General features: G+C 64.5%; 24 protein-coding genes. 20 read left to right on the top strand and 4 right to left on the bottom strand.

Annotated elements, in window-relative coordinates; translation table 11 throughout:
- Positions 1-85: 85 nt before the first annotated feature.
- On the bottom strand, positions 86-304 hold the full coding sequence (locus tag P1U75_RS09630; protein ID WP_300242556.1) for a hypothetical protein: 219 nt from the start codon (positions 302-304) through the stop codon (positions 86-88).
- A gap of 5 nt (positions 305-309) precedes the next feature.
- Positions 310-579: a hypothetical protein gene (locus P1U75_RS09625; RefSeq protein ID WP_300242554.1), complete on the bottom strand. Its 270-nt coding sequence runs from the start codon at positions 577-579 to the stop codon at positions 310-312.
- A gap of 111 nt (positions 580-690) precedes the next feature.
- On the opposite strand from P1U75_RS09625, the gene P1U75_RS09620 reads away from it, so the two are divergent.
- Both P1U75_RS09620 and P1U75_RS09615 read left to right on the top strand, forming a co-directional pair.
- Positions 691-1,251: a hypothetical protein gene (locus P1U75_RS09620; protein ID WP_300242551.1), complete on the top strand. Its 561-nt coding sequence runs from the start codon at positions 691-693 to the stop codon at positions 1,249-1,251.
- Complete coding sequence (locus P1U75_RS09615; protein WP_300242548.1) at positions 1,199-3,199, top strand: phage terminase large subunit family protein; 2,001 nt, start codon at positions 1,199-1,201, stop codon at positions 3,197-3,199. Before P1U75_RS09620 ends, P1U75_RS09615 begins: the two co-directional genes overlap by 53 nt.
- Before the next feature lie 38 nt (positions 3,200-3,237).
- On the opposite strand, the gene P1U75_RS09605 is transcribed toward P1U75_RS09615, so the two are convergent.
- Positions 3,238-4,131, bottom strand: coding sequence for a DUF1186 domain-containing protein (locus P1U75_RS09605; RefSeq protein WP_366915012.1), 894 nt, complete (start codon positions 4,129-4,131; stop codon positions 3,238-3,240).
- 65 nt (positions 4,132-4,196) lie between these two features.
- Here P1U75_RS09605 and P1U75_RS09600 point away from each other — a divergent pair, with 65 nt between their 5' ends.
- Genes P1U75_RS09600 through P1U75_RS09570 form a run of 7 tightly spaced genes read left to right on the top strand, consistent with a single transcriptional unit; the run spans position 4,197 to position 9,389 of the window.
- Entirely contained in the window at positions 4,197-4,412 is a 216-nt protein-coding gene (locus tag P1U75_RS09600; RefSeq protein WP_300242546.1) for a hypothetical protein, read from the top strand.
- 3 nt (positions 4,413-4,415) lie between these two features.
- Positions 4,416-5,939, top strand: a complete 1,524-nt coding sequence (locus P1U75_RS09595) for a phage portal protein (protein ID WP_300242543.1) — start codon at positions 4,416-4,418, stop codon at positions 5,937-5,939.
- Between the two features lie 49 nt (positions 5,940-5,988).
- Positions 5,989-7,038 carry a head maturation protease, ClpP-related gene (locus P1U75_RS09590; protein ID WP_300242541.1) on the top strand — a complete coding sequence of 350 codons (1,050 nt, stop codon included), beginning with the start codon at positions 5,989-5,991 and terminating at the stop codon, positions 7,036-7,038.
- Between the two features lie 3 nt (positions 7,039-7,041).
- Positions 7,042-7,407, top strand: a complete 366-nt coding sequence (locus P1U75_RS09585) for a head decoration protein (protein WP_300242538.1) — start codon at positions 7,042-7,044, stop codon at positions 7,405-7,407.
- A 25-nt stretch (positions 7,408-7,432) separates the two neighbouring features.
- On the top strand, positions 7,433-8,446 hold the full coding sequence (locus P1U75_RS09580) for a major capsid protein (protein ID WP_300242536.1): 1,014 nt from the start codon (positions 7,433-7,435) through the stop codon (positions 8,444-8,446).
- Positions 8,446-8,757, top strand: a complete 312-nt coding sequence (locus tag P1U75_RS09575) for a hypothetical protein (protein WP_300242534.1) — start codon at positions 8,446-8,448, stop codon at positions 8,755-8,757. The genes P1U75_RS09580 and P1U75_RS09575 overlap by 1 nt, the downstream gene beginning before the upstream one ends.
- Positions 8,754-9,389, top strand: a complete 636-nt coding sequence (locus tag P1U75_RS09570) for a DUF6441 family protein (RefSeq protein WP_300242531.1) — start codon at positions 8,754-8,756, stop codon at positions 9,387-9,389. Before P1U75_RS09575 ends, P1U75_RS09570 begins: the two co-directional genes overlap by 4 nt.
- Before the next feature lie 13 nt (positions 9,390-9,402).
- Here the strand turns inward: P1U75_RS09570 and P1U75_RS09565 are convergent, their stop codons facing one another.
- Entirely contained in the window at positions 9,403-10,053 is a 651-nt protein-coding gene (locus tag P1U75_RS09565) for a DUF2971 domain-containing protein (RefSeq protein WP_300242529.1), read from the bottom strand.
- A 106-nt stretch (positions 10,054-10,159) separates the two neighbouring features.
- On the opposite strand from P1U75_RS09565, the gene P1U75_RS09560 reads away from it, so the two are divergent.
- The 11 genes from P1U75_RS09560 to P1U75_RS09510 all read left to right on the top strand — a co-directional run bounded on the left by P1U75_RS09560 (position 10,160) and on the right by P1U75_RS09510 (position 21,462).
- On the top strand, positions 10,160-10,579 hold the full coding sequence (locus tag P1U75_RS09560) for an acyl-CoA transferase (RefSeq protein ID WP_300242527.1): 420 nt from the start codon (positions 10,160-10,162) through the stop codon (positions 10,577-10,579).
- 24 nt (positions 10,580-10,603) lie between these two features.
- A complete protein-coding gene (locus P1U75_RS09555; protein ID WP_300242525.1) occupies positions 10,604-11,542 on the top strand; it encodes a phage tail tube protein in 939 nt (312 codons plus the stop codon).
- The gene (locus P1U75_RS09550) at positions 11,542-11,979 is read left to right on the top strand and encodes a hypothetical protein (protein WP_300242523.1); all 438 of its coding nucleotides are present in this window, start codon (positions 11,542-11,544) and stop codon (positions 11,977-11,979) included. The genes P1U75_RS09555 and P1U75_RS09550 overlap by 1 nt, the downstream gene beginning before the upstream one ends.
- Before the next feature lie 98 nt (positions 11,980-12,077).
- Positions 12,078-12,206, top strand: a complete 129-nt coding sequence (locus tag P1U75_RS09545; protein ID WP_300242521.1) for a hypothetical protein — start codon at positions 12,078-12,080, stop codon at positions 12,204-12,206.
- Positions 12,199-14,682, top strand: coding sequence for a phage tail tape measure protein (locus P1U75_RS09540; protein ID WP_300242519.1), 2,484 nt, complete (start codon positions 12,199-12,201; stop codon positions 14,680-14,682). The genes P1U75_RS09545 and P1U75_RS09540 overlap by 8 nt, the downstream gene beginning before the upstream one ends.
- A 28-nt stretch (positions 14,683-14,710) precedes the next feature.
- On the top strand, positions 14,711-15,796 hold the full coding sequence (locus P1U75_RS09535; RefSeq protein WP_300242517.1) for a hypothetical protein: 1,086 nt from the start codon (positions 14,711-14,713) through the stop codon (positions 15,794-15,796).
- Positions 15,793-16,641 (top strand): DUF2163 domain-containing protein, encoded by an 849-nt coding sequence (locus tag P1U75_RS09530; protein WP_300242515.1) that lies wholly within the window; start codon positions 15,793-15,795, stop codon positions 16,639-16,641. The genes P1U75_RS09535 and P1U75_RS09530 overlap by 4 nt, the downstream gene beginning before the upstream one ends.
- A gap of 20 nt (positions 16,642-16,661) precedes the next feature.
- The gene (locus tag P1U75_RS09525) at positions 16,662-16,910 is read left to right on the top strand and encodes a hypothetical protein (RefSeq protein ID WP_300242513.1); all 249 of its coding nucleotides are present in this window, start codon (positions 16,662-16,664) and stop codon (positions 16,908-16,910) included.
- Complete coding sequence (locus P1U75_RS09520) at positions 16,907-17,125, top strand: hypothetical protein (protein WP_300242510.1); 219 nt, start codon at positions 16,907-16,909, stop codon at positions 17,123-17,125. The genes P1U75_RS09525 and P1U75_RS09520 overlap by 4 nt, the downstream gene beginning before the upstream one ends.
- 3 nt (positions 17,126-17,128) lie before the next feature.
- On the top strand, positions 17,129-20,470 hold the full coding sequence (locus P1U75_RS09515; RefSeq protein WP_300242508.1) for a phage tail protein: 3,342 nt from the start codon (positions 17,129-17,131) through the stop codon (positions 20,468-20,470).
- Complete coding sequence (locus P1U75_RS09510; RefSeq protein WP_300242506.1) at positions 20,467-21,462, top strand: FscB; 996 nt, start codon at positions 20,467-20,469, stop codon at positions 21,460-21,462. The genes P1U75_RS09515 and P1U75_RS09510 overlap by 4 nt, the downstream gene beginning before the upstream one ends.
- Positions 21,463-21,464: the final 2 nt, after the last annotated feature.

Below are 21,464 nucleotides of genomic sequence, written 5' to 3'. Positions count from 1 at the left end.
TCTCCGGTCATCGGGGGCGCGGAATGCGACCCTTCTACCGGGACGAGCCCCGCGCATGCGGGGCAGGTCTGCGCGTCCGCGCGGTTCAGATCAGGTCGAGGTCTTTCAGGCAGTTTGCCGCATCGATCAGCTGGCTAGTCGGCACCTCGATGGTAATCGTCATGCTGTCGGCATAAGCGCGGACGTAAACGCCGCCGTCGTCCATCAGGGCGCTTTCGATTTCGTCGAGGACCGTGGTGATACGGCTTCGGTCGAAATGATCGGGCAGCTTGCGGATCGGCAATCGGATGGTGCTGGTTTCCATGGTGCTTACTCCGCGTGCTCGCCTTCGCTGAAGGCGCTGTCGGTGATGCGCTTCAGGAGGCTGGCGTAGTGCTCAAGGGTGCCGACATGGCCCCAGTTAATCTCGTCGGGGTGGGCGTTGAAATGCTCTTCGCTCAGGCTCGACAAGCGCGCCAGCATCTCGTCGATCTCGGCCTTCTTGCCGATGAAGGCGCTCAGCGCTGCTTCCTTGTTACGGCGCGCCTTTTCGGCGCGCAGTTGGTGGAGGGGTGTGGTGATCGGGTTCAGGCGGGTCATCGTCGCGGCTCCGTGGTGAGTTGCATCTTTTTCTTGAGACCACGTTCGCTCTGGTGCGGAGGCTTATCAACTACATAAGCACATGATTTTGAATGATAATCGGAGCACGCAATGGAGGGTCTAAGCGAGCGCCAGTATGCCGCCCGCGTCGGTCTCTCACGCGGGGCGATCCAGAAGGCCAAGGCGACGGGACGGCTGGTTGTGTACGGCGATGGCAGCATTGACGCAGTTGCAAGCGATGCCCTGCGCGCCGAGGCGACCGATCCGTCGAAGACCCGAAAAGCGCCGCAGCCAAAACTCAAACCTGTCCCGGAGGCGGCAGTGTCCGCAGTTGGCGAAACGCTCCGTGAACAGGGATTAGCGGCGCCACAAATCGGCAGCGGCACCACGTTCCTGCAGGCCAAGACGGCGAACGAAGTGCTGAAGGCACAGGAACGCCGCCTCCGGCTGCAAAAGCTGAAGGGCGAGGTAATCGATCGGGCCCGTGCGCTGTCGCTGGTCTTCCGACTGGCGCGGCAGGAACGCGATGTCTGGGTCAACTGGCCCGCCCGTGCCGCCGCGCTGATGGCGGCTGATCTGGGCGTCGAGACCGCCGCGATGCAGAAGGTTCTGGAGAAACATGTCCGTACCCAGCTCGACGATCTTGCCGAGGTCAAACCCGATCTCCGGTGATGCAGACGATATGCTGGATTTCGACGGCGCGGCAGAGATCCTGCGCGCCTGGGGTGCGGGCCTCACGCCGGATGCGGACCTGACCGTGTCGGAATGGGCGGATCGACACCGGATGCTTTCCGGCCGCGCCTCGGCTGAGCCGGGTCGGTATCGAACGGCGCGCACGCCCTACATGGGCGAAATCATGGACCGGCTGTCGCCCGGCGATCCAACGCAGCGGATCGTCTTCATGAAGGCGGCGCAGGTCGGCGCGACCGAGGCAGGCAACAACTGGATCGGCTTCGCCATCCACCAGGCGCCGGGGCCAATGCTCGCGGTCCAGCCGACGGTGGAATTGGCGAAACGAAACTCAAGGCAGCGGATCGACCTGCTGATCGACGAGAGCCCGCAACTGCGGGAACGGGTCAAACCCGCCCGTTCGCGCGACGCGGGCAACACCATGCTGTCGAAGGAATTCGCGGGCGGCATCCTGATCATGACCGGGGCTAACTCGGCCGTTGGGCTGCGCTCGACCCCGGCGCGCTACATCTTTCTCGATGAGGTTGATGCCTATCCAGCATCCGCCGACGATGAAGGCGATCCCGTCACGCTGGCCGAAGCGCGGTCGCTGACATTCGCCCATCGCCGCAAGGTCTTCCTGGTCTCCACCCCGACAATCCGGGGACTGAGCAGGATTGAGCGCGAATATGATGCCAGCGACCAGCGGCGGTTCTTCGTGCCGTGCCCGCATTGCGGTCAGGAACAGTGGCTGAAGTTCGAGCGACTGCGCTGGCAGAAGGGTCGTCCGGAAACGGCGGAATATCATTGCGAGGGCTGCGAAACGACCATCGCGGAACACCACAAGACGGCGATGCTGAACGCTGGCGAATGGCGCGCGACTGCGACGGCCGCCGATCCTGGCACCGTCGGCTATCACCTCTCGGCGCTCTATTCGCCGATCGGTTGGCTGAGCTGGGAGCGGATCGTGCGGGCATGGGACGCGGCCCAAGGGTCGGACGAGGCGATCAAGGCGTTTCGCAACACGATCCTCGGCGAGACGTGGGTCGAAACCGGTGAAGCGCCCGACTGGCAGCGCTTGGCGGACCAGCGCGAGACCTGGGACGGAGGGACTGTTCCGGAGCGCGGCTTGTTCCTGACAGCCGGGGCCGACGTTCAAAAGGATCGCATCGAGGTCGATGTCTGGGCCTGGGGCCGCGGGCTGGAGAGCTGGCTGATCGATCACCGGGTCATTGAGGGCGGGCCCGGCGACCCGGCGTGCTGGCAGCAGCTGGCCAATTTGCTTGGTCAGACCTGGGAGCATGCCTCCAGTCAGCCGATGACCTTGGCACGGCTGGCGATCGATACCGGCTACGAGACAAGTGCTGTTTATGCCTGGTCGCGACAGGTCGGCTTCGCGCAGGTGGCACCGGTCAAAGGCGTTGAAGGCTTCAACCGCTCGAGCCCGGTCACTGGCCCGACGTATGTGGACGCGACCATCGCAGGCAAACGGCTGCGGCGCGGGGCGCGGCTTTGGACGGTCGCCACCTCGACCTTCAAGACCGAGACCTATCGCTATTTGCGCCAGGACCGCCCGACGCGGGAGGAAATCGAGGCTGGGCATCTTTGCCCGCCCGGAACCATCCATCTGCCAAACTGGGCGGACGGCGAGTGGTTGAAGCAATTCACGGCCGAACAACTGGTCACGGTGCGCACCAAACGCGGCTTCGCCCGACTCGAATGGCAGAAGCTGCGCGAACGCAATGAAGCTCTGGATTGTCGGGTCTATGCCCGCGCAGCCGCTTGGATATTGGGTGCTGACCGTTGGTCCGATGCGCGGTGGACTGATCTGGAAGCACAGGTCGGGATCACGGCGGAGGACATGGCTGAGGACGGGGCGGGAAACACCACGCCCACTTCTCGGCGCGCGGGACCGCAGCGGCGAACCGTGCGCTCAAGTTACATGAGGTGAAGGGGCTGGAAACGCAGGGTCATGTTGGCCGGGCCGGTTCAGTGCAGGCAGCATTTCTTGAACTTCTTGCCGCTGCCGCAGGGACAGGGATCGTTGCGGCCAAGTTTGTCAGGTGTCTTTGTGAGGGCCTCTGTCCAGGGGGCCACGCGCAAGGCGTTGTCAACTTTGCGGGTCTTCTGCTGGATGAGAAACGCATCGGTATAACAGTGCCATTTCGACAACTCATCGATGGCATTGGTGATCAGGGCTTTCTGGTAACGACGGTTTGCGGGGGAAACACCTTCGTTGAGGGTGGCCTCCAGATCCTCAAGGAAATGCCCGAAGTCGCAATACTCTTTCGGGATCAGGCCCTGGTCGAAAGCCTCGCGCACGGGCTCGGACATGTCCTCGAGCCCGAGGGCGGCAATGGCGTCCATCCAGCCGGTCAGGACGTCCGTGGGTGCCTTGGGGCAGCGCTGGCGAAAGGTCCGGAAGTAATCCTCGATCATGTGGCTTTGAGCGGGGTGCAGTTGCGCGATCAAGACGAGGGCGCTCATCAGCGATGACCGCGCGAATTCGTCAGCCTTCCTGTCCTCGATCGCGTCGAACACGGGCTGCAGGTCACCGTCGAATGTTCCGGCGATGACGCGAAAGCTCGTTTCGGTGACAGCGTCCCCGAGGAGATGGTCGATGACCTTGGTTGGACGACGGAGCATCTGAACCAAAGGGCGATAGGCACGAGGATCCTGCCATTCGCCCAGCATGTGGAAGATCGGAATAAAAGCCATCAGATCAGCGTCTTTCATCGCCGGGATACGCTGATGTGCGAGGCGGGTTACGAGATCGATGAAGACTGGCGCCATTTCTTCGCGCCGGGTGCCTGCTTCGGCCATGGCGGTTTTCGGAAAAATGTCGTCGCGCGCGAGATCGCGCATGATTTCGGTCGGGGTCATGGTTTTGCCCTCACTCGGGATTCGGTTGGCTCAATGAAACATATTCCCAAGTCAGGTCAATTCAGATGCCGACATTGACGGAACTCCGTGCCCGCCGCGAGACCCTGGCTGTTCAGCGTTCCTCTGGCGTGGCGCGCATCAGCTACGACGGAAAGACGGTGGACTATCGCAGCGTCGTGGAAATCGACCGGGCCATCGAGGCGCTTGACCGCGAGATTGCGGCTGCAGAGGGACGACGGATCGTTCGGCAGGTGCGTGTCACGACGACGAAGGGTCTTTGATCCATGGGGCTGTTCGATCACTTTCGCCGCCGGGATCCCGGCGGCCCCGCTGCCGTGTCCGCGCGTCTGGAGGGCGCTATGGCCAAGCGGCGCTTGCGGGGCTGGAACCCGCCGCTAGAGAACATCAATTCGCTGGTCGCCTCGGGTGGCCCTCGTTTGCTGGCGCGGTCGCGGGAACTGGTCGTCACGAACGGCTATGCTGCCAATGCCTGCGAGGCATTTGCGTCAAACCTGGTCGGCGATGGGATCAAGCCATCGTCGCTGATCGCGGATGCGGCCTTGCGTGACAGCGTTCAGCGGTTGTGGCTCGCATGGACGGATGAGGCGGATGCCGACGGGCTGACCGATTTCTACGGCCTGCAGGCCATGGTCGCGCGGGAAATGTTCGTCGCGGGCGAGTGCTTCGTGCGTCTGCGCCCCCGCCGCGCCGAGGACAGCCTTCTCGTACCGCTGCAACTGCAGCTGCTGCAGTCGGAGATGCTGCCGTTCGAGAAGACCGAGACCGCGGCAAATGGCAATCGTATCCGCTGCGGCATCGAGTTTGACGCCGTCGGCCGCCGCGTGGCCTATCACTTCCGCCGTCGCCATCCGGGCGACAGCACCGATCAGGGCGCGGTAATCCCGGAAACGGTCCGCGTGCCAGCCGCCGACGTACTGCACGTCTACCGACCCATCGATGCGGGCCAGATCCGGGGCTTGCCGCATGTAGCACCGGCCATGGTGCGGCTGTTTCTGCTGGACCAGTACGACGACGCCGAGCTCGACCGGAAGAAGACGGCGGCGATGTTTGCGGGGTTCATCACCAAGACCGCGCCGGAAGACCCGATGATGGGCGAGTCCGAAGCCGATCTCGATGGGGCGGCCATCGCCAGCCTGGAGCCGGGCACGATGCAGGTTCTGCTGCCGGGCGAGGATGTGAAGTTCTCGAGCCCGGCCGATGTGGGTGGCGGCTATGAGGCGTTTCAATACCGGACGCTCTTGTCGGTATCAGCCTCGCTGGGGCTGCCGTACCACCTTGTAACCGGGGATGTGCGCCAGGCGAACTATTCGAGCTTGCGGGCAGAGCTGGTCGAGTTCCGGCGACGCATCGGCCAGCTGCAGCATGGGGTGATGGCGCACCAGCTGTGTCGGCCGATCTGGCGGCGCTGGCTTGAGACGGCCGTGTTGTCGGGGGCGCTGGATATCGGCAATCCCGCCGTCGCGCGGCCGGTGCAATGGATCCCGCCACGCTGGGATTGGGTCGACCCGCTGAAGGACATCCAGGCGCAAGTGCTGGCCATGGAAGCGGGCATCACCTCGCGCCGGAAGGTGGTCGAGGCCACCGGCTATGACGTCGAGGAAGTGGACCGCGAAAATGCGGCAGATGCCAAACGCGTTGCCGATCTGGGGTTGAGCTACCGCGCGAGCCCCGGCGAGACACAGGGCGCGCGAGCAACGCCCGCCGCGCGGCCTGATCCTGGAGATGGCACAGGCGACGACACAGGCGACGGATCCGCTTCCACCGATCCCGCCACCGAACAGGAGTGACAATATGACAAGCTGGTATGCGATCCGCGCCCTGGGAACAGGTGCGGAAGTGGCGATCTATGACGAGATCGGTGCCTATGGGGTCTCGGCGAAGGGGTTCCTTGCCGAACTCGGCGCACTGCCCGACGGGACGCCGGTCGATCTGCGGCTGAACAGCCCGGGCGGGTCAGTCTTCGATGCCGTGGCGATCTACAATGCGCTGAAGCGGCACGCGGGCACGGTCACGGTCTGGATCGACGGTATTGCCGCCTCGGCCGCGTCCTATATCGCGATGGCGGGCGACGAGATTGTCATGCCGGAAAATGCGTTCCTGATGATCCACGACCCGTCGGGGTTGGCAATGGGCACGGCGGGCGACATGCGCGCAATGGCCGAGGCGCTCGACAAGATCGCGGGCAGCCTCGTCCGGGGATATGCCGCCAAATCCGGCAAATCCGATGACGAGATTAAAGCGCTGATGGCCGCTGAGACCTGGTTCGATGCAGGTGATGCGGTGGCGGCGGGCTTCGCGGATCGATTGGCGGACCCGGTGAGGATGGCCGCACGCTTCGACATCGGTCGATTCCGCAACGCGCCGCCCGACCTTGTCGAGGCAGTGGAAGCTACTGGCCAGGAGGGTGTTCCGACCGAGGCAGAGGGCGTTCCGGCCGAAGGTAATCCAGAGACAGGCATCAACATGCACCAAGAAATCGACAGTGTCGTGGACGGCGATGTCGAACCTGCCGACGGCACTGGAGAGGCGGGCAGCGACGATGCGCCTGTCGAGCCGGAAGGGCATGGTTTCACCGACGACATGCCCAGCCCTTCGGATCCGGCCCCGGCTCCGGGTGTCGCACCACCCGATCCCGTCGCGATCCGCGCCGAGGCGATCACCCATGCCCGCGCTGTCGTCGATCTTTGCCGCCTCGCAGGCCAGCCGCAGATGGCGGGGCGGTTCCTCGAACAGGACGCCAGTCTCGACGACGTCCGCATGGCCCTTCTGGCTTTGAGGTCCGAGGCCGAACCCGAAATCACGGCCCATCACGCACAACCGGGCCGCAGCACGACGGCCCGCCCATGGGGCGAGATCGTCGCCCGTACCTTCAAACTGAAAGGATAACTATTGACCACGCTCACGGAGACCACGCATCCCGGAGGCTTCCTCGTTTGGGAAGCCTTCCGCGACTACACCCGCGAAACCGTCACCGTCGCGTCCGGTACGCTCAATCCGGGCACCGTGCTGGGCAAGATCACGGCTTCGGGCAAATACGCGGCCCATGATCCCGCCGCCGTCGACGGTACTGAAACCGCCGTGGCGGTGCTCTGGGGCAAGGCCGACGCCGCGGGCGGGGACGTGCCCGCCGTCGCGCTGGTCCGCGGCCCCGCCGTCGTCAATCGCCACGATCTCGTTTTTGTCGGCACCCCCAGCGAGGGCGAGATCACCGCCGCCCATGCAGCGCTGCTGGCGGTCGGCATCCTCGTCCGCTGATCAAACCCTCAAAGGAGGCATTCCCATGACCACCATGGATATCTTCGAAGGCGATGCCTTCACCATCATCGAGCTTACCCGTGCACTGGAAAACATCCCCTTCAAGCCCGCGATCCTGTCGGGTGCCAGCCTGTTCTCGCCGCGCGGCGTGCGCTCGCGCACCGTCGTGATCGAGAGCCGGGACGGCACGCTGTCGCTGATCCCGTTCTCCGAACGCGGCTCGGCGGCCGAGCAGCAGGTGCCAGAGCGTCGCGACATGCGCGCCTTCGTGTGCCGCCAGTTCAAGAAGCAGGACGTGCTCTGGGCTTCGGAAATCCAGGGCATCCGTGATTTCGGCTCGGAAAGTGCGACCCAGCAGGTGCAAAGCGAGGTCGCCCGCAAGCTTGCCCGTTTGCGCCAAGATGCGGAGGCGACGTTCGAATATCACCTGCTAAACGGAATCCAGGGGATCGTGAAGGATCCCAAGGACAGCGCCACGGTGATCAACTACTTCACCGAGTTCGCCATCACGCCCGCCACCGAGATCGACTTTGATCTCGACAATGCGACACCGGGTTCCGGCGCGCTGCGCAAACGCTGCCAGGCGCTGATCGAGGATGTCGAGGACAGCATGGGCGGGCTCGCGGCCGGGGCCGTGCAGGTCCGTGCCGAATGTGGCTCAGCTTTCTTTGCTGATCTTATCGCCCATAAGGAGGTGCGCGAGACCTATCTCAACACGGCCGCCGCTGCTGATCTTCGCGGCCGGGTTGCTGACGAGGTCAGCTTTGGCGGTATTACATTCCGTCGCTACCGAGGTGGGGCGGGCTTTGGTGTGCCGACCGACAAGGCCTTCTTCTACCCCGAAGGGGTGGAGGGGTTGTTCGAGATCTACCACGCACCCGCCGATACGTTCGAGACGGTCAACACGCTCGGTTTGCCGCTTTATGCGCGCACCATCCCTGACCGGGATCGCGACGAATGGGTGCGGCTTGAGATCGAGAGCAACCCGCTGCCGATCTGCACCCGCCCGCAGGTTCTGCGCAGCGCCCGGCGAACTTGATGTCTGTCTTCGACGCCGCCGTCGACTTGTTGTTCGCCGACCCGAACATCGGGCGAGAGGCGGTCTACACCTCCGATGGCGGCGCGCCCACGCTGGTGCGCATCGTCTCCCGTCAGGCTGATGCGATTACCGACTTCGGTGACGCACGGCTTTGGTCGGAAACGACCCGGATCGATCTGCGTGTGGCTGAGGTTCCGGCCCCGCGCCCGGGTGACCGCTTGGAAATCGATGGCGACGCCTTCCTCTTTCAGGGCGAGCCTGTGCGCGACCGGGAACGGTTGGTCTGGACCGTTGATCTGAGGCCCGCGTGAAGCTCAAGCTCGACATCGATCCGGACATTGTGGCCATGATGGCGGCAGAGGTCGCGGCGGGCGAACGCGCGGTGACGGCCGCAATGCGCGAGGCCGGGACCGGGCTGAAGACTGCTTGGCGCACGCAGATTACTGGCGCGGGACTAGGGCGACAGCTTGCCAACTCGATCCGTAACCAGAACTTCCCGAGGTCGGGCGAGAGCCTGGATGCCGCTGCGCTGGTCTGGTCCAAGGCCCCGGTCATCATTGGAGCGCATGACACTGGGCCGCTGATCCGATCGAAGGATGGGTTCTGGCTGGCGATCCCATTGCCCGCTGCGGGCAAGTCCACGCGCGGCGGGCGGATCACCCCCGGCGAATGGGAGCGTCGACGTGGCCTGCGCCTGCGGTTCGTCTATCGCCGGACGGGTCCAAGCCTGCTGGTGGCAGAAAGTCGGCTGAACACCAAGGGTCAGGCGGTGGTCTCCCGATCAAAGACTGGGCGCGGAAAGGTCACCGCGCCGATCTTCCTTCTGGTGCCGCAGGTCAAGCTGCCGAAGCGGCTCAATCTCGCGCGGGATGCGGACCGAGCGTTGGACCGCGTTCCGGGGCTGATCGTGGCGAAATGGGTGGAGGACTTCGCAAATCGCTAGTTGTACGCAACTATCACGGGTTGTCGGGTAACACTGGCGTAGCCCTGCCAGCCAGTTTCTTCCAGTCAGGATTGTCGATCAGGGTCGACCGGTAAATCTTTATCTTCGAACAACCATCAATCGACTTCAGGATCGACTTCACAGAATCCGAGAGTGCGGTTGCCAACCAAGGGCTCAAAGTTATGCGTCTGATATGATTCAAGCTAATGGGAACGTCATGAAAGGGCTTTGAAACATCGCGGTCGACGCAAACGACGCGATACTCGGCCTCATCGCCGTAGGGCCACCTTTTGAGAAAAGGAAGCTGCTCGACATCAATATCGGCCATCTTTTTCGCCTGCTTCAAAAGCGTATAATTCATGGTTCCGTGCCGGATGCTTTGATCACGGTCGAATGCCTTAAGGATTTGCTCCTTGTCGAATTCGATGCACACACCATCTGAGCCGTGCGAAAAGACCCTCCAGTGGTGATAGGTCTCATGGCTTTCAGCGAAGCAGAGCGCCAATACCGAGGCTGAACTCGTGCGCTGCTTGTATTCTGACATAAAGAACGCGTCATTCCTGTCATCCCAAGTTGAGGGATCAAGCAGCGTAATCTTGCGCTTCTTTAATAGATGAATGGCTGCAGCCAAATTTGTATAACGTCGAAAAGTCATGTTTGTCATTGCCTTAGACACCTCTCTGAAATCTCCGTGCGATCTTAGGCATTAGGCGCTGGATAGACTTTCAGGTAAAGCAGATCCCCAGCGGTTCTGCTCTTGGATAAAAACAATGCCCACCCATCGCGAAACCATCCTCACCGCGCTGCACGCGCGGCTCTCGACGTTGCCCGCCACCGCCCTGCGCGGCGAGGTGCTGCCTGAACGCGTTCCAGCCGATGGCCTGCTGATCCTGCGCGACGGCGAACCGGGCGAGCCCGAGGTCACGCTGTCGCCGCTGCGCTATCACTACCAGCACCGTGCCGAGATCGAAGCGGTCGTTCAAGGCACCGCCCGTGACGCCGCCTTCGCCACGCTGAGCGCCAGCATCGGCACGGCCATCGCCGCCGACCGCACGCTGGGCGGCCTCTGCGACTGGGTCGAAGGGGAAGCGCCGCGACCGGTCGATTTGCCGGTCGAGGGCGCGGCCAGCTTGAAGGCGGCCGTCGTTTCGGTGGTGCTGCACTATTCAACGGCCGACCCGCTGGCCTGATCCCGACAATCCAAGGAGAAGAACATGGCACGAGCCCAAGGGGCACGGGCGCAGATGGCGCTTGCGTTTGAGACGACCTATGGAACGCCCCCCGTGGGCGGTTTTACGAAAATGCCCTTCGCCAGCACTTCGCTCGGCGCGGAGCAGCCGCTGCTCAATTCGGAACTTTTGGGTTACGGCCGCGATCCGCTGGCGCCCATCAAGGATGCGGTGACGGCGGACGGCGATGTCGTCGTGCCGCTCGACGCTGAGGCCTTCGGGTTCTGGCTGAAGGCGGCCTTTGGCGACCCGACTACGACCGGCACCGGTCCCTGGACGCACGAGTTTCAGTCGGGCGCGTGGACGCTGCCCAGCATGTCGATCGAGACCGGCATGCCCGAGATCCCGCGTTTTGCGATGTATTCCGGCTGCGTACTCGACCAGATCAACTGGCAAATGCAGCGATCTGGCCTTTTGACCGCGACCGCGCGGCTGGTCGCGCAGGGTGAGACGGTCGGAACGACCACCGGTGCGGGCACGCCTGCCGCTCTCGAATTGCAGCGCTTCGGCCATTTCAACGGGGCGATCACGCGCAACGGATCGGCGCTCGGCAATGTTGTCTCGGCCGACATCACCTATGCCAACAACCTCGACCGCATCGAAACCATCCGTTCGGACGGCCGCATCGATGGGGCAGACCCGTCTATTGCCGCGCTGACTGGCTCCATTGAGGTGCGCTTCGCCGACCAGACGCTGGTGACACAGGCGATTAATGGCAATCCCTGCGAGCTCGAGTTCGCCTATGTACTGCCTTCCGGCGAGAGCTTCACCTTCACCGTGCACGCCGTCTACCTGCCGCGCCCCCGGATCGAGATTTCCGGGCCGCAGGGCGTGCAGGCGACCTTCGATTGGCAGGCCGCCCGCGACAGCACCGTCGGCCGGATGTGCACCGCCACCCTCGTGAATGATGTGGAGATTTACTGATGCTGACGCTCGATCTGACGAATGCACCCCGCTGGCACGACCTCGCGCCGGGCGTCCGGGTGCAGCTGCGTCCACTAACCACGGCGCTGATGGTTGCAACGCGCAGCGATGCCGCAGTGGAGGCGGTCCCTGAGGAGGCGTCTGACGAGGAACGCGCTGTAGCCTTCGCCAAGGCGCTGGCACGGCGGGCAGTTCTCTCCTGGGAGGGCATCGGCGATGCAGACGGCAACGCGATCGACTCCAGTCCCGAGGCCGTCGACGCGCTTCTCGACATCTGGCCAATTTTTGAGGCCTTCCAGTTGACCTATGTTTCCAAAGGCCTGCTCCTGGACCAGGAAAAAAACGGCTCTGCGCCCTTGCCGAATGGTCCTTCGGCGGGGGCGAGAGATACTGCGACGCGTGCGAAGCGACGTGCGAAACCTGCCCGGCGCGGCTGAACCGACCCACCACCTTTGAAGGCTGGCAGGTCTGGGACCTGGTCGGTCGTCTCGGCGGTCAGCTGCGTGTGCTGCCCGGCGCGGTTGTCGGCTGGGACATGTCGGCGGTGCTCGCCCTTGGTGACGCACTTGGCATTCCGCCCTTGGCCATGGCCGAACTGCTGCCCGCCGTTGAGGCGGTGATGGTGGCAAAACTGAACGAACAGATGGATCATTCCAATGGCTGAGAAGCGCGTTTCTGTCCGCCTTGCTGCGGTGGGCGGCCGACAGGTGCGCGCCGAGCTGGAAGGTGTCGGCGAGGCTGGCGCGCGCGGGTTCGGACGGCTCAGTCGAGAGATGGAAGCGGCCAACACCAGGCTTGCGGCTTTCTCGCGGCGGGTCCGGATTGCCGCTGCCGCTGCAGTCGTCGCAGCCGCTGCTGCTGGCGTCGCTATGGTCCGCTCGGGGCTTCAAACGGTGGATGCGCAGGCCAAGCTCGCGCAATCGCTCGGCACCACCGTCGCGTCGATCCAGACGCTGGAGCGTGCGGGCGAGCTGGCCGGTGTCTCCATATCCGGCATCGAACAGGCGACCAAGGATCTGACGCGGCGGCTGAGCCAGGCGGCCGCCGGGACTGGTCCCGCTGCCGATGCGCTGGACCGGCTGGGGCTATCGGCCAGTGAACTGATCGCCCTGCCGTTGGATCAGCGGGTGGGGGCGATCAACGCGGCCATCGAGGAGTTTGTCCCGGTCGCTGAGCGCGCGGCCGTCGCGGGTCAGCTCTTTGGCGAAGAAGGCTCGATCGCCATGTCGCGTATCGACACCGCGACGCTGCGTCAAGCGACCGAGGATGTTCTGGCCTTCGGTGTGGTCGTGTCAGAGCAGGATGCCGACCAGATCGAACGCACCAATGATGCGATCTCGCGTCTCGGCCTCGTCTGGCGCGGGCTGTCGAACCAGTTAGCGGTTGCCGCAGCCCCCGCGCTCGAAGCGGTCGCAAATGCCATGGCGTCCGTAGCCAGTCGAACCGGACCGCTGGGGGTTGCGATCCGGGGTCTATTCGACAATATCGGCCGTCTGACCACCTACGCCGCGACCTTTGCGGCTCTCCTGGCGGGGCGCTGGGTGGCCGGAATGGCGGCTGCGGCGATTTCCGTACGCGGCCTTGCGACGGCACTGGTTGTGATGCGCGGCGCATTGATCCGCACCGGGATCGGGGCGCTCATCGTCGGCGCGGGTGAGTTGATTTACCAATTCGGCCAGCTTGTCTCTGGCGCTGGTGGGTTCGGAAATGCCATGGCGCTGTTGGGCAGCCTTGTGAGCGAGGTGTGGGAACGGATCAAGATGGGCGCTGGCAGCTTTGCAGCCTCTGCGATGGCGGCTTTTGCGGACGTGCACGCAGCGTCGGCTGCCGCGATGCAGGGCGCGCTCGAGGGCGTCGTCGGTTTTGCCAATGCGGCCGTGAACAGTTTTGAGGGGGCATTTGAGGCGATCAAAGCCGTCTGGGCGCTGCTGCCCGCCGCCATCGGTGATCTCGCGTTTCAGGCGGCGAACAGCCTGATCGAAGGCGTCGAGGCGATGCTGAACGGCGTCGTCTCCAGGATCAACGGCTTCATCGACGGCGTGAACGCCGGTCTCGAAGCGCTCGGCGTTGAGCGGCGGATCGGCCTGATTGCCGATCTCGATCTTGGACAGCTTGAGAATCGCTTTGCAGGCGCTGCGACCCAAGCGGCCAACGCAGCGCAAGATGCTTTTGCCGGTGCGTTTGCGGACAACCCGCTGGCGGTGCCGGATCTGGGACTTACAGGAGCAGCCAGTGATGCCGCCGCCTCAGCCGAGGCCTGGAGACAGACTGCCGCGACGCTCGCCGATGGCGCCCTGCAGCCGCTCGAAGCGATGGAGGCTTTGCGCACTGCGATGCGTACTACAGGAACCGAGGCCGAGACGGCGCTGGATGGAGCCACGGCAGCTGCGGATCGCTTCGACGCTGCTTTGGCCGAAGATGAAACCGGTGGCCCGGCAGCCACGCTCGATGAAACAGCGGCTGCGGCCGGTCGTGCGGGAGGTGCGCTGCAGAGCGCTGCTGATGTCGCGCGTCAGTCCTGGGACGCTGCGCGCGCGGCGGTTGAGCGTACGCAAGAAATCGCGCGGGGTTTGGCCGACGATATTACCGGGCCGATCAAGGAGGCGCTGAAGTCGGGCGAACTGAGCTGGCAGACCTTCGCGAGCGCAATATCGGGGATCGCGCAGAACCTGGCCAACCGTCTGATTGATAACGCCTTCAAGCCGATCGAGGACGCACTGTTCCGGGCTCTGTCCGGGTCGGGCGGTGGCGGCGGCGGTCTCTTTGGCTGGCTCTCTAGCGCCCTCGGCGGACTTTTCGGCATGGGCGGCACCTTCGCGCGCGGCGGTGCCTTTGGGCAGGCTGGCGAAATCACAGCATTTGCCAACGGTGGCGTCGTTTCGCGCCCGACGGTGTTTCCCTTTGCGCGCGGGATCGGTCTAATGGGGGAGGCAGGCCCAGAGGCCATCCTGCCGCTCCGGCGTGGTCGGGGCGGTCGGTTGGGCGTTGAGTCGAGTGGCGAGGGTCAGGGTGCGCAGTCCGCGACCCGCATTGTCAACGTGCTCGATCCCTCTATTGTCGGCGATTATCTGGCAACGCCTGCGGGCGAGCGGCTGATCGTCAACGTGATCCGGCGCAACCGGGGAGGCCTCGATGCTTAGGCTCTGGCCCTTCGCTGTGCGCCAACCGGTGACCGAAGTGCTGGAATGGAGCACCGACACCCTGATCACCGAGGCAGCGGAACAGCGGATCGCGCTGCGCAGCGTGCCGCGGTCGATCCTGACGGTCTCGCATCTCCTCAATGCCGTTGACCTCGCACGTGCCGCCGAGTTTGTCCGGGCCGGGTTGGTCGATAAGTGGACGGTGCCGCTCTGGCATATGGCGCGCCCGGCGGCCTCGGCCGTGGATGTTGCCGACCTCACTGTATTCGTCGATACCGGCGAGGGAGCGTTCGAAGCGCCGGGAAAGGCCGTCATCGCAGCTGACGGAGGTGCGGCATATCTTGTCGAAGTCAGTGCGGTCCTGCCGGACCGGCTGGAGTTGGCCGCGCCTGCGGGCGTGAGCCTTGTGCATCCGATTGTGGCGCCGCTGGGCGTCGGGATCCTGACGCGACCCCTCGAGATCAACAGGCGGCGCCAGGGGCTAGGCACGGTCACGGCGACCTTCACCCTACAAACTGGGACCGACCTGTCTGCCAGCAGCTACGCGACCCATCTGGGTCTGGATGTGCTGACCGATCCGGCCGTGCTCCGCCAGCCGCTGGGGGAGACAATTGGGCAGACCGTTGAATACATCGACAACGGCTTCGGTCCCATCTTGATCGAACCTGTGCTGACCCATGTCCAGCGGCGGTCAACGATCACACTCCTTGACCGGGGTGCGGCCCGCTGGATGCGCCGCCGTTGGCTACGCAGCCTGCGCGGCCGCCAACGTGCCTTCTGGCTTCCGACCTGGGGCTGGGAACTGGCCCTGCAGGCTTCGGTCACGCCCTCGGCCACCTCCGTGGTCGTCACGGCAACCGCCGATACCGGCGGCTGGATCGGACGGCATGTGATGTTCGATCTCGCCTCCGGCCCAGTGTTCCGCGAGATCACCAACGCCGTCTATGACGCGCTCGGGATCCGGCTGACCATTGCGGCGCCGGGCAAAAGCATTCCCGTCTCAACGCCCATCCACCTGCTCACCCAGGTACGGCTAGATACGGATCGGATCGAACTGGAACACTTCGGCAATCGCTCCGAGTTCGCGGCTAGCCTGATCGAGATACCCGGATGACCTATGATCTTGCCGAGACCTCGACCGCCGAAGGGCGGCCGTATTTCCTGTATCTCTTTGCCGAGGGTGATCAGGTGTGGCGGTTCACCAGCAGAGCCAGCGCCTGGACCTCGCCTGCTGGGGCCATCGCCGACGAGACCGAGGATCTGATCTGGGACCCTTCAGCGGTCAGTCACGGCTCCGTCGTTCAGAGCAGTGATCCCCGCCGGGTCGACCTCAGCGTCACCTTTCCGCTCTCCGATCCCTTCGCGCGCCGTTATCTCGGGCCCCGCGGCCGGGCGCTCACGACACTCACCATCTTCCGGGGGCACGAACAGGTGCCAACGGAGGTGGTTGCACACTGGAAGGGCCGGGTCGTCTCGGCCCGGGTCGAGGGGCGGCGTATCACCCTGCGCTATGAATCCCTGTTCACATCCATGCGCCGCGAGGGCGTCCGCGCCAAATACCAGCGGCTCTGTCGCCACGCACTTTATTCCCGGGGCTGCCGTCTCGACATCGAGAGTTTTTTCGTCGGGGGCATAGCCAGCGCGCATCAGGGCCTCACGATCACCGTCCCCGAGGTCGCGTTGCTGCCAAACGGCTGGTTCCGGGGCGGTGTGCTGCGCCACGCGGGCCTTCTGGGGTTCATCGCTGGGCATGTCGGAGATGCACTGACGCTTTCCGGCCGGATGCCCGATCTGGAGGCGGCCATTGATGATCCCGAAGCCCTGGCGCTCGTCGAGATCGCCCCCGGCTGTGATCTGCGGCGCGACACCTGCAAGGCCAAGTTCGGCAACCTGCTGAACTTTGGCGGTTTTCCCGACATCCCCGGGCGCAATCCGTTTGGCGGCACCAGCATCGTCTGACCCTCAGTTGAGAACCCATCATGGTCTGGAATTTCGTCGTCCAGATCGTCGCCAGCCTGGTGCTGACGGCGATCTCCTATGCGCTGTCGCCCAAGCCGAAGACCGAGGCCCCGAAGGCGGCCGGGCTCGATGATTTCGACCTGCCGACGGCCGAGGAAGGCCGTCCGATCCCTGTGGTCTTCGGCACGATGCTGCTGCGTGGCCCGAATGTCGTCTGGGCCGGGGATCTCAAGGTCGATCCGATCCGCAAGAAGGGCGGCAAGAAATGAGCGAAGATCTGATCGTCACCGTGCAGGACCTGCGCGCCTCCCGGCTCTGCTTTCAGGGCGCGCGGCCGTGGTTTCGGCGCCATGGCCTCGACTGGCAGGCCTTCCTCGCAGACGGGCTGCCTGCCGACGTGCTGGCTGCCACCGGTGACGCGCTGGCATTCCGTGTGATCGCAGAGGCCGAGAAGCGGACCACGCGCACGGCAAGCGAGACCTGAGCCATGGGTGGTCGTTCAAAGAGCCAAACCGTCGGGTACCGCTATTCGCTCGGGGCGCATCTGGCGCTCTGTCATGGGCCCGTGGATGCGATCCGCGAGATCAGGGTCGATGACCGCACGGCCTGGTCGATTGGAACGGGTCAGAGCACGTCGCAAGGAACCGGTGTCGGCGCGTTGACGAGCTACGGCACGGTCACCGCCATGTCCGCCACTGCGGCGGCAGAGGGCGACAGCGTGGCCGAGGTCCGGTTCCCGGGCATGCTCACCGGCATCCGGCTTGGTCAAAGCTATGACCTGCAGCTTCTGACGGATAACGGGACCCGCACCGTAACCGTGCAGGCCGTGAGCTATGATGCGGGCAGCGGCATCACCACCTGGCTCGTCGAGCCTGCGGCAACGGCCTTCACGGCCCAATCGGTGGCGGTGTCGGATGCAGCCAGCGTGCCCAGCCTGAACGGTGGGGCTGCGGGCGGACGCATCCGGATCAACAAGCCCGATCTCTTCGGCGGCGAGAAGCGCGAAGGCGGGATCGTCGGCGACATCGACGTGCTGATGGGCGCGCCGAGCCAGGCACAGAACGACTATCTCGCCGCCAATGCCGGGGCCGATGTGCCCGGCTATCGCGGCATCTGCTCGCTTGTGCTGCGGCAGGTGTTTCTCGGCCTTAATCCCTACCTTAAGCCGTGGTCGGTGCGCCTGACGCGGATACTGCAGGCCGAGGACGGCGGCCCGCAATGGTATCCTGAAAAAGCGCAGATCGTACCGGAAGTGCGGATCGGGGATGCCGCGATCTACATTGCCATGGACGCTTCGGGCTCGATGTCGGGATCGCGCATGGCGGCGCAAATCGCTGCCGTCTCACGTCTGGTCGAAGAGATCGGCGAGAACGCCCTGGAGCCGAACGACGTCCAGATCGTCACCTGGAACTCCACCGTATCCGGCTCGATCCTGCGGCGCGACGCCGATGCCACGGCCTACGGCGAGCTCCAGGACTGGGTCGATGCGCTCTCGAGCTCGGTGAGCGGCGGCACGGATTTCGGCGTCGCCGTCAGCCAAGCTGGGGCGTTTTTCAATGGATCGGGCGGTAAACGCCGCATCCTGATTTTCGTCACCGACGGCGAACCGAGCCCGGCCTCGACCCTCCAGACCGCCATTGCAACGCTCTCCGGCATCTCGGAGGTCGATGTCTTCGCCTTCAACATCGCGCTCTCCGATACCAGCGCCACCGCCCAGATCGACAACACGCCCGTTGATGGCGTGCCGGTCGTGCCGCCCGGCGATCCCGATGCACTGGTGGCCTCGCTGCGCGCAGCCTTCGGGCAGGGCCCCGACATGAACCCGGCCCACATCATCCGGGAGTGTCTGACCAACGGGGATTGGGGCCTTGGACATACCTTCGCCGACATCGGCCCCAGCTTCGCTGTCGCCGCGGACGCGCTCTTTTCCGAAGGCTTCGGGTTGTCGCTGCTCTGGCAGCGGGAATCGACCATCGAGGATTTCCTTGCCGACGTGCTGAAGCACATCGACGCCTATCTCTATGTCGACCGCCGCTCTGGTCGTTGGGAGTTGCGCCTGATCCGCGCCGATTATGATCCTGAGACGCTGCCGGTCTTCGATGAGACCAATGTCGTCGACTGGGGTGAGCTAGGCCGTCGCGAGGCCGCTGATCTCGTGAACTCAGTGACGGCGAAGTTTTCTGACGCCCGCACCGACCAGACCGGATCGGTCAGCGTGACCGATACCGCGCTCGTCCAGGACCTCGGTCAGGTCGTGAGCGCGACGGTCGATTATCCGGGCATTCGTTTCGAGTCCCTTGCCGTCCGGGTCGCGGAACGCGATCTACGGGCGCTGTCGGCACCGATCCTGTCGGGCGAGATCACGGTCTCCCGCGTTGGCGCCGAGCTCGATCCGGGCGACGTGATCGTGTTGTCAAATCCTCGGCGCGGGCTCGAGGGCGTCGTGGTTCGCATCGTCGAGATCGACCATGGCGACGGGCGCGCCAATGGCGTGCGCCTCAGGGTCGCCGAGGATGTGTTCGCGCTTGGCGAGACTGCCCTTGTCGGCGGCGAAAGCGGCGATCCCGGCAGCCTGATCCTGCCGCCCAAGCCGCTGACCCGCCGCTGGGTTGCCGAAGCACCATACTGGCTGCTGGTCCAGGAGTTGGGGCATGCACAAGCCGACGCGCTTCTCGAGGAGGATCCGGGAGTGGGTGCGATCGTTGCGGCCGGGGAACGTCCCTCGGCCGATGCGCTCTCTGCGCAGGTCTGGAGCGACAGCGGGGCGGGCTACACGCTGGAAGAGGCGGTCGAGTTTGTGCCGACAGCGCTGCTTGTGTCAGACGTCAGTAACGATCCGGCCGAACGCGTGCTTACCGTCGGCAGCTGGACCGGGCTCGGGGACGTGGCCATCGGCACGCTGGCCGTGATCGGTGATGAGCTGGTCCGGATCGATGGGGTAAGTGCTACCGCGCTGACTGTCGGGCGCGGCTGTCTCGACACTGTCCCGCAAGCCCATACCGCAGGCACGCCAGTCATCTGCTGGCAGCAGCTTGCAAATGCATCAGAGGCGGGCTTTGCGGCCGGAGAAACGGTCACGATCAAGATGCTGCCCGAGACCGGCTTCGGGACGCTGCCGCTGGCACAGGCACCCGAAGATGCCGTGACGCTGGCCAGCCGCGCCATCCGACCGCTTCCGCCCGGTGATCTGCGGGGCAACGGTGTGTCGGTCGTGAATCCGAACGTCCTGAACCTCGGGCCGGTCCTTCTGACCTGGTCCCATCGCGACAGGCTTACCCAGACCAGTAGCGTGTTCGATGCCTATGACGCAGGCGATATCGGGCCGGAACCCGGCGTTACCTACGCCGTCGAGATCCGCTGGGTCGATCCCGATACCGACGCAACCATCGAGCCACCGGCCGCCGTGATCGACGTGGGTGCCGCCAACAGCGTCACGCTGAACAAGGAGGATGTCCCGATCCTCGCAGCGCCCACAGGCACCAAGCATTTCGAGGTTTGGGTGCAGGCTCGCCGCACGACCGGGACCATAAGCTACGAGGCCTGGCAAGCCCGGTCGATCCGGCTGTTCATGCCGGACGGCATCAAGGTCGCCGAGGTCTCCGCCTGGACCGAGATCGGGGCCGACGCGCGCTTGACCGTTGCCGAGACAGTAATCTTCCTTGATCGCGGCGGGGCGGTACAGCTGACCATCGCAGAGGCGGTCCTCTGGATCGGCTTTGGTAGTGACGCGCGCCTCACCATCCCGGACATCGATATCTTCAACGAATGGGGCGGTCAGTCCCGCCTCACGGCCGCCGAGGCCGCTCTCTACATCGAGGTACTTCCATGAGCCACATTCTCCATCTTGGACACCAGGTCACCGACCTTGCGGGCATCGAGGGCCGCATCAGCGCTGACGCCGCCGGGTTCGATCCGGCATACGACGTCAACGCGGTCAAGATCACGGCCAACAACGGCTCGTCCGTGCCATTCTCGGCCACATGGGCAGAACCCACGGGCGATGTCTGGATCGGGTTCCGCTTCCGGGCGCCGTCGATCAATGCCCACATCATCGCTCAGGATGGCATCTTCCTCGAGTTCTACGACGCGGCGAACCGGCAGGTCGGCCAGGTTCGGACCGAGCGGGACGACGAGAAGTACCACGCCATGGCCATGGGTGACACGAATGTCGATGGGGCTTCCTCCTTCGTCGCGGCGACGAACCAGACATACTGGATCGATGTGAAGATCGCCGTGGGTGCCAACATCACCGTCGAGTTCTACGTCGACGGCGTGATGCATAGCAGCGCGACCGCCGCCAACACGGGCGCCAAGGGACGGCCCGTCCGTTGCGTCTGGCGCAACCTCTACCTCTTCGACTTTTACAACCCCGCCACCTGGTACTACGCCCACATCGCAGTGCTCGACGGCGTCTCGACCATCGGGCGGCGTTTCGCGCGGCGCACGCCCGATCTGGTCGCGACCTATGACGCCTTTTCGGGTGGGGTCGATGCGGTGAAGGACGGCGACATCGCCACCCGCGCCGCAAGTGACATCGCCGGTCAGCGCTTGTCGTTTTCGCTGGCGGGGCCAACGGGGCCTGCCGGGGCTTCAGCCATCGCGGGCGTGCATGTGAAGCAGCTGGCCCAGCTCGGAACGGCAGGGCCAACCGGTATAGCGGGGTTCCTGCGGATCGGCGGGGTCGACTATGATGCGTCGCCCGGTACGCCGTCGCCCGATTTGGCCAGTCCGGTCTATTCGACCTGGGACGTGAACCCGGCCGACAGCACGGCCTGGACCACGGCCGCGCTGCCGACAGAAGCCGGGATTGTCTCGTCATGACG

Source organism: Antarcticimicrobium sp. (assembly GCF_029212575.1).
Lineage (GTDB): Bacteria > Pseudomonadota > Alphaproteobacteria > Rhodobacterales > Rhodobacteraceae > Antarcticimicrobium.
This window is presented reverse-complemented; position numbering and strand designations above follow the sequence as displayed.